This is a genomic window from Streptomyces sp. NPDC037288, from assembly GCF_055603265.1.
Genome location: NZ_JBVJVY010000005.1, coordinates 17,929 through 32,296, shown reverse-complemented (window position 1 = coordinate 32,296; position 14,368 = coordinate 17,929). Strand labels below are relative to the sequence as shown.

The following is a 14,368-nucleotide window of genomic DNA, read 5'->3' as shown; positions in this document are numbered from 1 at the left end:
CCGCTCATGACTGCTCCAGATACCGGTGGACGAGCATCACGGCCATGGCTCCCTCTCCCACGGCGGACGCGACACGCTTGGCGGACTCGGCGCGCGCGTCGCCCGCAACGAACACCCCGGGGACGCTGGTCTCCAGGTGGTACGGCGCCCGGTCCAGCTCCCAGCCGGCCGGCGCCCGCCCGTCGGCGGTCAGATCGGGCCCGGCCAGGATGAACCCGCGCTCGTCGCGCAGCACCGCGTCCCCGAGCCAGTCGGTCAGCGGCGCGGCACCGATGAACACGAACACCCACTGCGCGTCGACCCGTTCGCTCTCCCCGGTCACCGTATGACGCAGTGTCAGCTGCTCCAGGTGGTCCGAGCCGTGCGCCGCGTCCACGACCGTGTGCGGGCGCACCGAGATGTTCGGCGCCTCGTTGATCTGCTGGATCAGGTAGTGCGACATCGAGGCCGACAGGTCGGGGCCGCGCACCAGCAGCGTCACCGACTTCGCGCCCCGGGACAGGTACATCGCCGCCTGGCCCGCCGAGTTGGCGCCGCCGACGATGTAGACGTCCTGTCCCTGGCAGGACGCCGCCTCGGTCAGCGCGGAGCCGTAGAACACCCCGCAGCCGGTCAGGTCGGTGCAGCCGGCGGCCTCCAGCTGCCGGTACTGCACGCCGGTCGCGAGGATCACGCTGTGCGCGGCGATCGCCGAGCCGTCCGCGAACCGTACGACCCGGGCGGCGCCGTTCACCTCCAGCGCCGTCACCTCACGGGCGGTGAGTATCTCGGCGCCGAACTTGGCCGCCTGCCGCCGCGCCCGGTCGGTGAGCTGGGCACCGGAGACCCCGTCCGGGAAGCCCAGGTAGTTCTCGATCCGGGAGCTCTGGCCGGCCTGCCCGCCGGTCGCCGACCGCTCCACCAGCACCGTCCGCAGCCCCTCGGACGCCCCGTAGACGGCCGCGCCGAGCCCGGCCGGTCCGCCGCCGATCACGATGAGGTCGTAGAAGTCGGCCGTCGGGGTCGTCGCGAGGCCGACGCGCGCAGCCAGTTCGGGCGCCTCGGGCTCGACCAGCGCGGTGCCGTCCGGCGTGATCACCAGCGGCAGCCGCTGCCCGTCCTGCCGGGCGGCCGCCAGCAGCCGCTGCCCCTCGGGCTCCTCCACCGAGTACCAGCGGTAGGGCACCTGGTTGCGGGCCAGGAACTCGCGCACGTCCGAGGACCGCGCCGACCAGCGGTGCCCGACGACCTTGGTGCTGGGTACGGGCCGGTAGGCGCTGGTGCGCCAGGCCTGAAGCAGGTCGTCCAGGACCGGGTAGAGCTTCTCCTCCGGCGGGTCCCAGGGCTTGAGCAGATAGTGGTCCAGGTCGACCACGTTGATGGCGTCGATCGCCGCGTCGGTGTCGGCGTACGCGGTCAGCAACACCCGCCGCGCCCCCGGGTAGACGTCGAGCGCCTGCTCCAGGAACTCGATGCCGTTCATCTGCGGCATGCGGTAGTCGGCCAGGATCACCGCCACCAGGTCACCGCGCAGCTTCAGCTCCCGCAGCGCCTCGAGTGCGGACCGACCGGACTCCGCGCGCACGATCCGGTACGACTCGCCGTAGCGCCGCCGCAGATCGCGGGCGACGGCGCGGGAGACTCCCGGGTCGTCGTCCACGGTCAGGATGACGGTCCGCGCTGTGTCGGCGGCCTGTGCCATACGTCTCCCACCCCGAGCGTTGGTTCCACGGGCCGGTGGCGTGGAGACCACCGCACCGGTTCCCAGCCATCGTATGTTCGATCGCACCGGTCCGCCCCGGGATACGGCAGGCACCGCGATCAGCCCCAGCGGTCCGCTCCGGACATGCGTGCGGCCGGCCGACGGCTCGTCGGAGAGATCATCGTGCCCGTGCGCGACCGTGCCCGATAGTGGGCAGCAGCACCACGAGGGAGCGGCGAGGACGAGGAGGCCCACGCATGACACGCCCGATCACGGCAGGGGTGGACGGTACGGAGGAGAGCCTGGCCGCGCTGGACTGGGCCGGCCGGGAGGCCGTACGGCGGGGGCTGCCGCTGCGCGTGGTGCACGCCTGGCGCTACGCCGAGGCGCTCGCCACCGCCGACCGGGACACCCAGCACGGATGGGTCTCGGAGGGCGTGACGGAGGCCGTGCGCGCCGTCTCCGAGCGGCACCCGGGCCTCCGGGTCAGCGTGGACGTCGTCGAGGGCGAGCCCGCGCACGCGCTGGCCGGCGCGGGGGCGGAGGCCGAGATGCTGGTGCTGGGCTCGCGCGGGCACGGGCCGGTGCTCGGGTTCCTGCTGGGCTCGGTCGGCCAGCAGGTGATCGCGGAGGCGACCCGTCCGGTGGTCCTGGTGCGCGCCGGGGACCAGCCGACGGCCGAGGCCGCCGGGCGGGACGTCGTCGTCGGCCAGCACGGCGACGCCGAGGACAGCGCGGCCACCCTGCGCTTCGCCTTCGAGACGGCGGCCGCCCGCGGCGCGACCGTACGGGCCGTACGGGCGTGGACGCTGCCCCCGGTCTTCGCCTACAGCCCCGGCTCGCTCAAGCTCCTCGACGACGCGGGCGGTCTGGAGCCCTACGAGAAGGAGGCTCTGGCCGAGGCCCTGCGGCCGTGGCGGCAGCGGTTCCCCGACGTCCCCGTGGCCGAGCAGGTGGAGATGGGCAGTGCCGGCCAGGTGCTGCTGTCGGTGGCCGGCCGGGCCCAGCTGATGGTCGTCGGGCGCCGGTCGCACCGGACGGCCGTGGGCGCCAGGATCGGCTCGGTCGCGCACGGGATGCTGCACCACGCCGACTGCCCGGTGGCTGTCGTCCCGCACGGCTGAGCTACTCCAGGGCGGCCCGCGCCTTGGGCAGGACGTTCTCGATGTAGTCCTCGACGGCGGTGTCGAGGCCTATGTCGTGCTGGGCGTGCTCGGACAGGTACCAGCGGTGTTCGAGGAGTTCGTGGTAGATCTCGGCGGGGTCCATGGAACCGCGCAGCTGAGGTGGCACGGCCCGCACGGTGGGCCGGAACACGTCCCGCACCCAGCGGTGGGCGAGCACCTCGGGGCGGGCGGCGAGGGGGTCGCCGGGCGCGTAGTCGTCCTGGGTGGCCATCCAGCTCTCCAGGTCGTTCAGCAGCCGCCGCGCCTGGTTCTCCTCGGCGTCCAGGCCGGTCAGCCGCAGCAGCTGGCGCTGGTGGTGGCCGGCGTCGACGACCTTCGGCACGAAGGTGACCGTGTCGCCGTTCGGGGAGTGCTCGATCTGCATCTCGGCCACGTCGAAGCCGAGGTCGTTCAGGCGGCGGATCCGGCGTTCGATGTAGTGGTACTCGCCCGCCGGGTACACCGAGGTGCGGGTCAGCTCCTGCCACAGGCCCTGGTACCGGGTGCAGATCTCGTGCCCGAACTCCACCGGGTCGACGGACGGGTGCAGCGCCCCGGACGCCTCCAGGTCGAGCAGCTCGCCGCTGATGTTCACCCGGGCCAGATCGAGGTCGTACTCCCGCTGCCCGGGGCTCAGCCGGGGGTGCAGGTCGCCGGTCTCGGCGTCGACCAGATAGGCGGCGTAGGCGCCCGCGTCCCGCCGGAAGAGGGTGTTGGACAGCGAGCAGTCCCCCCAGGCGAACCCGGCCAGGTGGAGGCGGACCAGCAGTACGGCGAGGGCGTCCATCAGGCGGTGCATGGTCGCCGGGCGCATGGTCGTCTCGAACATCGAGCGGTACGGCATCGAGCCGCGCAGATGCCGGGTGATCAGGACCGGCTCCAGCGGGCCGCCCGAGCGGTCGGTGCGGCCGGTGACCACCGCGAGGGGGTCGACGGCGGGGATGCCGAGCCGGTCGAGGTCGCGCAGCAGCTGGTACTCGCGCAGCGCGGGCCGCTCGGCCAGCTCCTTGACGGCGACGACCTCGTCCCCGGCGTGCGCGTACCGCACCACGTGCCGGGAGATGCCCCTCGGCAGCGGCACGAGGTACTCCTCGGGCCACTCCTCCAGGGGCACGTCCCAGGGCAGGGCGAGCAGCAGCGCGGGGTGCTCCGGGTTCGTGGCGTTGATCTGCAAGGCCATGACACGAACCCTAAGGCCCGGCCCGGGTGTTCCAGGAGTCCCGGTGTGTTCTAGGAGGCCCGCTCCCGGGCCAGCTCGGCCGCAGCGCGCACCGAGCCCCGGTGCACCGGCCCGTGCCCCGGCAGCAGGGTGTCGCCGTCGAGCGCGCCGATCAGTTCCAGGGAGGCCACGACCTCGGGACGCTCGTGGTGGAAGAAGTCGTGCAGGATCTGCGGGCCCTTGACCCGGGAGGTCGCGTGCCCGCTGACCAGTGCGTCCCCGGAGATCACGATCCCCGCCTCCGGCAGGTGGTAGACGCAGTGGCCGTCGGTGTGGCCGGGGGTGTGCACGGGGACGGGGCGGCCGGGCAGGTCCAGCGGGCCCTCGGCCGGGAACGGCTCGGGCGCGGTGACGGGGTTGTGGTCGGTGCCGCCCGCGCGGATCACGTGCACCGCCCAGGGCAGGACACCCGGCCGCCAGGCGTTGCGCACCACGTCACCGATGGTGGCCTGCTGCAGGAAGTCCCGGCGCGCGTGCGGCACTTCGGCCGGGTGCAGATAGACGGGTATGCCGTGGGTGGCGCGCAGGTACTCGGCCGAGCCCAGGTGGTCGTTGTGGGCGTGGGTGATCAGCACGGCGGCGACCGCCTCCGGTGAACTGCCCACCTCCGCAAGGGACTCCAGCACCCCCTGGCGGTCTCCCGGGTACCCGGTGTCCACCAGTGTGACGGCGTCGCCGTCCTTGAGGATGACCCAGTTGACGTTGTTGCCGTGCACCAGATAGGTGCCGTCGGCGACTTGGTGTACCTCTGCCCGCATGATCTCCCCGAGCCCTGTGCGGCCGATCGTCGGGGACAGCCAACCAGATGTGGCGGTGCCCCGCACCGGCGGGATGCGTCAGTGCACGCCGTGCGGCCGGAACTGGATGCTGATCCGTGGCCCTGCGGCCCTGGTCGTCTTCGGTACGCAGTGTTCCCAGGTCCGCTGGCAGGAACCGCCCATCACGATCAGGTCGCCGTGGCCCAGCGGCCGCCGCAGCGTCGTACCACCGCCGCCCGCCGGGCGCAGCAGCAGGTCCCGGGGTGTGCCGACGGACAGGATCGCCACCATCGTGTCCTCGCGGGCACCCCGCCCGATCCGGTCCCCGTGCCAGGCCACGCTGTCCCTGCCGTCGCGGTAGAAGCACAGCCCGGCGGTCGTGAACGGCTCGCCCAGTTCCTCGGCGTAGTGCCGGGACAGGGCGTCGCGCGCCTCGGTGAGCACGGGGTGGGGCAGCGGGTCGCGCGCCCCGTAGAAGGCCAGCAGGCGCGGTACGGCCACCACGTTGTCGTACATCTTCCGGTGTTCCGCGCGCCACGGCACGTCCGCCGCCAGCTTCTCGAACAGGGCGTCGGCGCCGCTCAGCCAGCCCGCCAGCACGTCGATCCAGGCGCCGGCGCCCAGCTCGGTCCGGCGCAGCCCGTCGAGGGTGCCGAGCCGCAGCTCGTCGGTCTGGTCGAACAGGGAGCCCTGGAGGTGCGTGGACATGAGCCCAGAGTACTCCTTAATCGAAAACGTGTTCCCATCCGATCATGAGTCGTGCGCGACCTTTCGATACATCGGTGTATCGGATACATTCGCGTATCGAACGGAGGGCGGCAGCCGATGCAGGACACCCCCAGACGCGTCACCCGGCGCCGGGTGCAGACCCGTGCCCGGCTGCTCGACGCCGCGTTCCAGGTGTTCGCCGCCAGGGGCTTCGGGCGCGTGTCCATCGAGGAGGTCTGCGAAGCGGCCGGCTTCAGCCGCGGCGCCTTCTACTCGAACTTCGCGACGCTGGACGAGCTGTTCTTCGCGCTCTACCGGGAGCGCGCCGACCTCATCGGCTCCCAGGTGGCCGACGCGCTCGCCCAGGACGGGCCCGGACTCGACGTGCCGGCCGCCGTGGACCGGGTCACCGAGGTGCTGCTGCTCGACGTGGACTGGCTCCTGGTCAAGACCGACTTCCTGGTGCATGCCGCCCGCGACCCGGAGGTCGCCCGGGCGCTGCTGGACCACCGCGCCCGGCTCCGGGAGGCGATCGCCGACCGGCTGTTCCGGGCGCGCGGCCACACCGACCTGCCCGCCGTGCTCCACGACGTGGACGGCGCCGCGCACGCCGTGGTCGCCGCCTACGACGGCGTCACCGTCCAGCTGCTGCTGGACAAGGACGTCGAAGCGGCCCGGGCCTGGCTGAAGCAGCTGCTCACCGCGCTTCTCACCGACGGCAGCAGCTCCCCATCGAGGATCTGAGGAAGGACACAGTCGCCATGGACGCGGACGTCATCGTCGTCGGAGCGGGCCTCGCCGGCCTGGTCGCGGCGCACGAGCTCACCAGCCGGGGCCGCCGGGTGGCCCTCGTCGACCAGGAGAACGCCGCCAACCTCGGCGGACAGGCGTTCTGGTCCTTCGGCGGGCTCTTCCTCGTCGGCTCCCCGGAGCAGCGCCGCCTCGGCATCAAGGACTCCTTCGACCTCGCCTGGAACGACTGGCAGGGCAGCGCGGGGTTCGACCGGCTCGACGACGAGGACTCCTGGGCGGTGCGCTGGGCCCGCTCCTACGTCGAGTTCGCGGCCGGCGAGAAGCGGTCCTGGCTGCGCGGACACGGTATCGAGCTGCTGCCGACCGTGGGCTGGGCCGAGCGCGGCGACCTCAGGGCCGGCGGGCACGGCAACTCCGTACCGCGCTTCCACGTCGCCTGGGGCACCGGCACCGGCGTGGTCGAGCCGTTCGTCCGGTACGCCCGCCAGGCCTCCCGGGACGGACTGCTGACCTTCCACCACCGCCACCGGGTCGACGAGCTGGTCATCGAGAACGGCACGGCACACGGGGTCCGCGGCACCGTACTCGCCGGGGACCGCTCGCCGCGCGGTGTCGCCTCCAGCCGGGACCGGATCGGCGACTTCGAACTCACCGCCCAGGCCGTCGTCATCACCACGGGCGGCATCGGCGCCGACCACGACATCGTGCGCCGCTACTGGCCCGCCCGGCTCGGCACCCCGCCGGCCGAGATGGTCACCGGGGTCCCGGCCTATGTCGACGGCCGCATGCTCGACATCAGCGCCGAGGCCGGTGTCCGGCTGGTCAACCGGGACCGCATGTGGCACTACACCGAGGGCCTGCAGAACTGGGACCCGATCTGGCCCGGTCACGGCATCCGCATCCTGCCCGGCCCGTCGTCCATCTGGCTGGACGCGCTCGGCCGCCGCCTGCCCGACCCCTGCCTGCCCGGCTACGACACCCGCAACACCCTCAAGTACCTGCGCACCACCGAGGACATCGCCGGATACGACCACTCCTGGTTCATCCTCACCCGGAAGATCGTCGAGAAGGAGTTCGCACTCTCCGGCTCCGAGCAGAACCCCGACATCACCGCCAGGGACCGGGGTGCCGTACTGCGCGACCGGCTGCTCGGCAAGGGTGCGCCCGCCCCGGTGCAGGCCTTCCTCGACAAGGGCGCGGACTTCGTGACCGCGGGCAACCTGGAGCAGCTGGTCGGGAAGATGAACGCCCTCACCGACAAGCCGCTGCTGGACCCGGCCGAGGTGCGCCGCCAGATCGAGGCCCGCGACCTGCAGATCACCAACCCCTACAGCAAGGACTCCCAGGTCCAGGGCATCCACAACGCCCGTCGCTACATCGGCGACCGGCTCGGCCGGGTGGCCACGCCGCACCGCATACTCGACCCGGCCGCGGGCCCCCTCATCGGCGTCCGGCTGCGCATCCTGACCCGCAAGACCCTCGGCGGCATCCAGACCGACCTCGACTCCCGCGCCCTCGGCGCCGACGGCACGCCGATCGAGGGGCTGTACGCGGCGGGCGAGGTGGCCGGCTTCGGCGGCGGCGGGGTGCACGGCTACAACGCGCTGGAGGGCACGTTCCTCGGCGGCTGCCTGTTCTCGGGGCGGGCCGCGGGCCGGCACGCGGCCCGGCACACGGGCTGAGACTCAGCCCTTCAGCAGCTCCAGCAGCACCTGCGCGTGGCTCTGCTCCGGCCTCTTGGACGCGGTCAGCAGGGTCACGCGCTTGCCGCGGGCCGCCTTGCGCAGGCCGTCGAGGACTTCGGCGGCCTCGGGAGCGCCGAGTTCCGCCTCGTAGCGGTGGCGGAACTCCTCGTACGAGCCGCCGCCGTGGTACCACTGGCGCAGCTCGGTGGAGGGCGTGATCCCCTTGGGCCACTCGTCGACATGCGCCTCGTCCCTGGCGAGGCCGCGCGGCCACAACCGGTCGACCAGCACACGCAGCCCGTCGTCGGTCTCGGGCGCATCGTAGATCCGGCGCACACGCACGTTCACGGTCGTCACTCCCTTCCGGGACGGCGGACGGTGACGCGAGCGTAACCCGGTGGGACCCGGTCCGCCGGACGGCGACGCGACGAGACTTGACCGCATGAAGAGCGAGGCCCGGGCGCCGGTGCCCCTAGTCTGTGGGCCAGCCGATCACCCGCCACCTCCCGAGGAGCGCCCGTGACGCCACCGTGCAGAAGGCCCGCCCGGCGCCGTACCGCCGTCCTGCGCCGTGAGGCGGTGCTCGCCACCGTCCCCGTCGCCGTGGCGGCGCTCATCGGCGCCACCGGACCCGCGGCGGGCACGGCCGGCGCGGCCGGGGCGGGCGACCCCTACTTCCCGCTCAGCGGCAACGGCGGCTACCACGTCCGGCACTACGACCTGACGCTCCGGTACACGAGCGACGCCCCGTACCTCGACGGCAAGGCCGTGCTCGCCGCCCGCGCCACCCAGCACCTCAGCCGCTTCGACCTCGACCTCACCGGGCTGAAGGTCACCGGCGTCACCGTCGACGGCCGGCCCGCGGCCTACCGGCGCGACGGCCAGGAAATCGTCGTCACCCCGCGCCGCCCGCTGCGCGCGGGCCGGGACTTCCGGGTCACCGTCGCCTACCACGGCACCCCCAAGCCGGTCACCGACCCCGACGACTCGGCCGACGGCTGGATCCCCACCGACGACGGCGCCTTCGTCGCGGGCGAGCCGCAGGGCGCGATGACCTGGTTCCCGGCGAACAGCCACCCCAGGGACAAGTCGTCGTACGACATCACGATCACCGTGCCGCAGGGCCGCACGGCCGTCGCGAACGGCGTCCTGCTCGGACAGCACACCGCGCACGGGCAGACGACCTTCCACTGGCGCGAGACCCAGCCGATGGCCGCCTACCTGGCCACCGCCACCGTCGGAACGTTCGAGGTCGAGCAGTACACCACCCACGACGGCATCCGCGTGTACAACGCCGTCGACCCGCGCGAGGCGAGCGGGGCCGCGCCGGTGCTGAAGAAGCTGCCGTCCGTCCTGGAGTGGGAGAGCAGCCTGTTCGGGCCGTACCCGTTCCGCTCCGCCGGGTCGATCGTCGACCACGCCCCGGACGTCGGCTACGCCCTGGAGACCCAGAGCAGGCCGCTCTACGACTCCGCGCCCGACATCGACACCCTCGTCCACGAGAACGCCCACCAGTGGTTCGGCGACTCCGTCTCGCTGACCGCCTGGAAGGACATCTGGCTCAACGAGGGCTTCGCCACCTACGCCGAGTGGCTGTACGACGAGCAGCACGGCGGCGACAGCGCCCAGGAGACCTTCGACGCCCTGTACGCCCACTCCGCGAGCGACCAGCTGTGGGCCTTCCCGCCCGGCGACCCGGGCAGTGGCGAGAACATCTTCGACACGCCCGTCTACGCCCGCGGCGCGATGACGCTGCACGAACTGCGCAGAGCCGTCGGCGACCGGCACTTCTTCCGGATCCTGCGCGCCTGGGCGACGGAACACCGGGGCGGCCACGGTACGACGGCCCAGTTCGTGCGGCTGGCGGAGCGGATCTCGGGGAAGTCGCTGGACACGCTCTTCCGCACCTGGCTGTACACCAAAGGCAAGCCGGACAACGCCTGAACCCTGACCGTTTCCAAACAAGTGTCGGCCAGGGTCGACACCATGATCCAACGCAGAACCGCCGTCGCGCTCCTCGCCTCCCCGCTGCTGCTCACCGGCTGCGGCGGCGGAGCCGAGGCCACCGAGCGCCGGACACCCCCCACCCCTGACGCCCGGACCACCACCCCCGATGTCCAGGCGGAGCAGGCGCCCCGCGGCATACCCGGCCTCGGCCCCGGAAGGTCGGCGGCGATACCCGGGCGGTGCGGGCAGGCCGTCGTCGTCACCGGGCGCGGGAAGGACTCCCCGCTCTCCACGGTCGTCCTGTACGAACGCACCGCCACGGGCTGGCAGGCGGGCACCGCATGGCCCGCGCACAACGCGCTGCACGGCTGGAGCGCCCATCACCTGCTGGACGACCTGCGCTCCCCGCTCGGCGTCTACACCCTCTCCGACGCCGGCGGCCTGCTCCCGGATCCCGGCAGCAGGCTGCCCTACCACCAGTCCAGCGGATTCCACTCGCCGGGCACCGGCTTCGAGGGCGAACCGCTCGACGGCTGCTTCGACTACGTCGTCGCCGTCGACTACAACCGCAAGCCCGGCACCTCGCCCCTGGACTGGACCCGGCCCCTCGGCCCGAAGCGCGGCGGCGGAGTCTGGCTGCACGTCGACCACGGCGGACCCACGCACGGCTGCGTCAGCGTCGCCAAGGCCCCCATGAAGGAACTGCTGCGCACCCTCGACCCGGCCCGCCATCCGGTCGTCGTCATGGGGTACGCCGACTGGCTGGCCGGCTGAGCCGCCTAGGATCCGAACTCGTGTGCGCACATGTACTGGTCGCCGAGGACGACGAGAAGCAGGCCGAACTGATCCGCCGCTCCCTGCTGGCCGAGGGACACACCGCCACGGTGGTGCACGACGGCGCCGCCGCGCTCGACGCCGCCCGCCGGCTCCGGCCCGACCTCGTGGTCCTGGACCTGATGCTGCCGGTCGTCGACGGCTTCGGCGTGTGCCGGGCGCTGCGCGGCGGCGGCGCCCCGGACATCCCGGTGGTCATGCTCACCGCCCGCTCCGCGGAGGACGACCTGCTGCTCGGCCTCGAACTGGGCGCCGACGACTACATGACCAAGCCGTACAGCCCGCGCGAACTGATGGCCCGCATCCGCACGGTCCTCAGACGCAGCGGGCGCGGCGTCGGCACCCGCGACGACGACCCCGTCGTACGGGCCGCCGGGATCAGCGTCGACCCCGTGCGGCACGAGGTGCGCTGTGACGGCGTACCGGTCGAGTGCACGCCCGCCGAGTTCCAGATCCTGCTGGCCATGACCGGGGAACCGGAACGGGTGTTCACCCGGCGGCAGTTGCTGCACTGCACCCGCGGCTTCGACCGGGCCTCCACGGAGCGGGCCGTCGACGTGCACATCATGAACCTGCGCCGCAAGGTCGAGACCGACCCGCGCCGCCCGGCACGGCTGCTGACCGTGTTCGGGGTCGGCTACAAGCTGAGCGGCGCGCGGCCGTGAAGCGCCGGACACCGGCGGACCGGACGAAACGCCGGATCCCGCTGCGCAAACGGCTGCTCGTCCGGCTGCTGTCCGTCTCCGCCCTGATCGCCGTGTGCTCGGTGGCCGCCACCGCCTGGCTCGCGGTGACCACCACCACCAGCGCCCTGAAGGAGGAACAGGGCCAGGACCTCGCGGCGGACAACAGCATCCTGGCCCGGCTCAGCGGGTACGCCGCCACCCACGCCGGCTGGACGGACGTACGGCGCACCGTGCGGGACCTGGCCGCCGAGACCGGACGCCGGATCGCGCTCACCACCGCCGACCGCACCCTCGTCGCCGACTCCGCGCCCCGCGGCACCCCGCTGCCGCCCCGGGCCTCCGCCACCGTCGACCCGCTGCGCACCGACACCTACAGCGAGACCGGCGCCCAGCTCAGCGGCATCGACCCGCGCGCGGTCGGTCCCTACCGGCTCCCGGCGAAGGAACGCGCGCGCCTGGACACGCTGGCCGCCCGGCGCAAGCAGTGCTACGAGCGCTACGGCGTCCAGGCCACCGTCGTACGGACGGCGAGCGGGCGGCCGGTGCTCAGCACCCCGGACGGCACCGATCCCACCGGCTACGGCGCGACGGTGTGCGAGGACGGGCGGCTGAACACCCCCACACCGACGGAGCAGAAGGCCCTGGACGAGCTGTCGGACCTCGTGCGGCCCTGCCTGAACCGGGCCGGGCCGGACCTCGGCGGGCGGCCGTTCCCCCTCTTCGACCCCAGCGGCAAGGACCCCTTCGGCGGCTATCTCGTCGCCAAGTACGCCCAGTCGGCCGAGGAGGCCACGGCGCGGGCCGCCCAGCACTGCGTCCTGACCGCCCGGCGCACCCAACTGGAGCCCTATGTCGCCCCGGTGGCCGAGCTGTTCCTCGGCATCGGCGACCAGAACCCCTCGCGCTTCGACATGTCCGCCGCGAACAAGGCCAAGGTGATCGGTGCGGCCGGCCTGGTCCTCGCCGTCACCGTCGCCGTGGCCGCCGTCGTCGCGATCCGGCTGGTACGGCCGTTGCGCGCACTGACCGAGGCCGCGCAGCAGCCGCCCGAACTGCACGTACGGGTGCCGGTGACCACCCGGGACGAGACCGGCATCCTCGCCGAGGCCTTCAACGACCTGGCCGAACGCCGCGAACGCCTGGAGGCCCAGCGCAAGGCGATGGTCAGCGACATCGCGCACGAGCTGCGCAGCCCGCTCACCAACATCCGCGGCTGGCTGGAGGTCGTCCGCGACGGGGTCGTCGAGCCCGACCCGCCCCTGCTGGACTCGCTGCACGAGGAGGCGCTCGTGCTGCAGCGGATCATCGACGACCTGCAGGACCTCGCCGCCGCCGACGCCGGCACGCTGCGGCTGCACCGCGAGCCGCTGCGCGCCGGCGACCTGCTGGACCAGGTCGCCGCCGCCCACCGGGTCGCCGCCGGCGCCGCCGGGGTCGCCCTGCGCACCGAGGCCGACGCCGCCGCCTGGCTGGACGCCGACCCGGTGCGGATGCGGCAGGCCCTCGGCAACCTGGTCTCCAACGCGCTGCGACACACCCCGGCCGACGGCACGGTCACGCTCGCCGCCCGCCGGGACGGCCCCGGTGTCCTCCTCACCGTCACCGACACCGGCACCGGCATCGCGCCCGAGGACCTGCCGCGTGTCTTCGACCGGTTCTGGCGGGCCGAGAAGTCCCGCAGCCGGCGCACCGGGGGCAGCGGCCTCGGTCTGCCGATCGTGCGGCACCTGGTCGCCGCCCACGGCGGCACGGCCGAGGCCGCGAGCGCGCCCGGCGGGGGCGCGGTCTTCACCCTGCGGCTGCCCGCGGCGGGGCCGCCCGCCGACGACACCTGATCGCTTCCGATTCCCCGCGTCCCCCAGGGGTACTCCGGTCCCGCGGCGCAGTCGAGGGAGGTCGTGCCATGGGTGCGGAGGAGGAACTGCCGGTCCTGTCCACGCTCGCCGAGGTGGCCCGCCTGGTGGACAGGCACCAGGGCCTGTACGTGCGCTGGTCCCGTGGGCCCGGACCCGACCTCGCCGACGTCTCCAGCACCGACGACCTCACCGGCGTACCCATGCCCGGCCTGTCCGCCAGTCCGCTCGACGTCGAGGACTGGTGGGAGGACCGCTCGGTGGAGCTGTGGGTGGCGCGCCGGCTCTACGACTACGCGCACCTGCCGCACGACAAGGGCCCCGGCGTACGTCCCTGGGTCCTGCGGGGCAGGGAGACGGGCCGGGGCCCCGACAACGAGCCGCTCGTGACCGATGCCGAGCCGTTGTGCTGGATCGCCGACGAGGTGATCGACGCGGCGAAGACCGAGGTGACCCGGCAGACGCGGGAGTGGGGGACCCTGCGCCGCGGTGGACGCTGAGGGCAGGGCCCGTGCGTGTCCCGGCCGGCTGAGCGCAGGGGCCCGTTCCGGTCAGCCGGAGCGCGGACGGGTGCGGGCGCGGCGGCGCAGCGCACGGCGCTCCAACTCGGTCGCCCCGCCCCAGATGCCGATGCCCTGGCCCGTCTCCAGCGCCCAGTCCAGACACTGCTCCCGGACGGGGCAGTGCCCGCAGACCGCCTTGGCGTGCCGCGTCTGCACCTGCGCCGGCCCCGTGGTGCCGATGGGGAAGAACAGGTCGGGGTCCTCGTGACGGCACGCGGCATGGTCGCGCCAGTTGTCCATGGAAGTCTCCTGGATCGGATCGAAGTCGTCCGTGCCTGTCGAATGCGTACGTCGGACTCGGGTGACCGGACGGGACGGTGTGAAACGGCGCATCCGGCAGGGATCGTGTGACGGCCGCGATCCGGTCACGGGCGCGCGCCTACGGCCCCGCACGGGCCGGACGCGCTCAACAGGCCGGGGAGCGGGGCGCGATGGCCACCGGGCCGAGGACACCCGCGCCCGACCGGGCACCGGCGGCGCGGAGCCGGGGGCGAGACCGGGAGGGACCGCCGCCC

The 14,368-nt window shown here is 73.3% G+C and carries 14 protein-coding genes; 8 read left to right on the top strand and 6 right to left on the bottom strand.

All coding sequences use genetic code 11. From position 1 onward, the window contains the following. Positions 1-4 precede the first annotated feature (4 nt). Entirely contained in the window at positions 5-1,681 is a 1,677-nt protein-coding gene (locus ACZ7GZ_RS07575; protein WP_471021811.1) for an NAD(P)/FAD-dependent oxidoreductase, read from the bottom strand. A gap of 257 nt (positions 1,682-1,938) precedes the next feature. On the opposite strand from ACZ7GZ_RS07575, the gene ACZ7GZ_RS07570 reads away from it, so the two are divergent. Further along, on the top strand, positions 1,939-2,805 hold the full coding sequence (locus tag ACZ7GZ_RS07570; protein ID WP_471021808.1) for a universal stress protein: 867 nt from the start codon (positions 1,939-1,941) through the stop codon (positions 2,803-2,805). A gap of 1 nt (position 2,806) precedes the next feature. Here the strand turns inward: ACZ7GZ_RS07570 and ACZ7GZ_RS07565 are convergent, their stop codons facing one another. The 3 genes from ACZ7GZ_RS07565 to ACZ7GZ_RS07555 all read right to left on the bottom strand — a co-directional run bounded on the left by ACZ7GZ_RS07565 (position 2,807) and on the right by ACZ7GZ_RS07555 (position 5,532). Next, the gene (locus ACZ7GZ_RS07565) at positions 2,807-4,027 is read right to left on the bottom strand and encodes a DUF4032 domain-containing protein (protein WP_471021807.1); all 1,221 of its coding nucleotides are present in this window, start codon (positions 4,025-4,027) and stop codon (positions 2,807-2,809) included. A gap of 50 nt (positions 4,028-4,077) precedes the next feature. Further along, the gene (locus tag ACZ7GZ_RS07560; protein ID WP_471021806.1) at positions 4,078-4,824 is read right to left on the bottom strand and encodes an MBL fold metallo-hydrolase; all 747 of its coding nucleotides are present in this window, start codon (positions 4,822-4,824) and stop codon (positions 4,078-4,080) included. A gap of 78 nt (positions 4,825-4,902) precedes the next feature. Then, positions 4,903-5,532, bottom strand: a complete 630-nt coding sequence (locus tag ACZ7GZ_RS07555) for an alpha-ketoglutarate-dependent dioxygenase AlkB (RefSeq protein ID WP_471021804.1) — start codon at positions 5,530-5,532, stop codon at positions 4,903-4,905. Between the two features lie 117 nt (positions 5,533-5,649). Between ACZ7GZ_RS07555 and ACZ7GZ_RS07550 the strand changes: the two genes are divergently transcribed. Then, positions 5,650-6,276, top strand: coding sequence for a TetR/AcrR family transcriptional regulator (locus ACZ7GZ_RS07550; RefSeq protein ID WP_471021802.1), 627 nt, complete (start codon positions 5,650-5,652; stop codon positions 6,274-6,276). Positions 6,277-6,293: 17 nt separating this feature from the next. After that, the gene (locus ACZ7GZ_RS07545) at positions 6,294-7,967 is read left to right on the top strand and encodes an FAD-binding dehydrogenase (RefSeq protein WP_471021801.1); all 1,674 of its coding nucleotides are present in this window, start codon (positions 6,294-6,296) and stop codon (positions 7,965-7,967) included. 3 nt (positions 7,968-7,970) lie between these two features. Here the strand turns inward: ACZ7GZ_RS07545 and ACZ7GZ_RS07540 are convergent, their stop codons facing one another. Beyond that, complete coding sequence (locus tag ACZ7GZ_RS07540) at positions 7,971-8,318, bottom strand: DUF488 domain-containing protein (RefSeq protein WP_471021800.1); 348 nt, start codon at positions 8,316-8,318, stop codon at positions 7,971-7,973. Positions 8,319-8,489: 171 nt separating this feature from the next. Here ACZ7GZ_RS07540 and ACZ7GZ_RS07535 point away from each other — a divergent pair, with 171 nt between their 5' ends. From ACZ7GZ_RS07535 to ACZ7GZ_RS07515, 5 genes are all read left to right on the top strand, one after another. Next, positions 8,490-9,914, top strand: a complete 1,425-nt coding sequence (locus ACZ7GZ_RS07535) for a M1 family metallopeptidase (protein WP_471021798.1) — start codon at positions 8,490-8,492, stop codon at positions 9,912-9,914. A gap of 42 nt (positions 9,915-9,956) precedes the next feature. Beyond that, positions 9,957-10,691, top strand: a complete 735-nt coding sequence (locus ACZ7GZ_RS07530; protein ID WP_471021796.1) for a L,D-transpeptidase family protein — start codon at positions 9,957-9,959, stop codon at positions 10,689-10,691. 20 nt (positions 10,692-10,711) lie between these two features. Then, positions 10,712-11,416, top strand: coding sequence for a response regulator transcription factor (locus ACZ7GZ_RS07525; RefSeq protein ID WP_471021794.1), 705 nt, complete (start codon positions 10,712-10,714; stop codon positions 11,414-11,416). Beyond that, on the top strand, positions 11,413-13,272 hold the full coding sequence (locus ACZ7GZ_RS07520) for a sensor histidine kinase (protein ID WP_471021791.1): 1,860 nt from the start codon (positions 11,413-11,415) through the stop codon (positions 13,270-13,272). The genes ACZ7GZ_RS07525 and ACZ7GZ_RS07520 overlap by 4 nt, the downstream gene beginning before the upstream one ends. A 68-nt stretch (positions 13,273-13,340) precedes the next feature. Beyond that, positions 13,341-13,790 carry a DUF6098 family protein gene (locus tag ACZ7GZ_RS07515; protein ID WP_471021788.1) on the top strand — a complete coding sequence of 150 codons (450 nt, stop codon included), beginning with the start codon at positions 13,341-13,343 and terminating at the stop codon, positions 13,788-13,790. Between the two features lie 51 nt (positions 13,791-13,841). Here ACZ7GZ_RS07515 and ACZ7GZ_RS07510 read toward each other — a convergent pair whose 3' ends face one another. Next, entirely contained in the window at positions 13,842-14,093 is a 252-nt protein-coding gene (locus ACZ7GZ_RS07510; RefSeq protein ID WP_471021787.1) for a WhiB family transcriptional regulator, read from the bottom strand. Positions 14,094-14,368 lie beyond the last annotated feature (275 nt).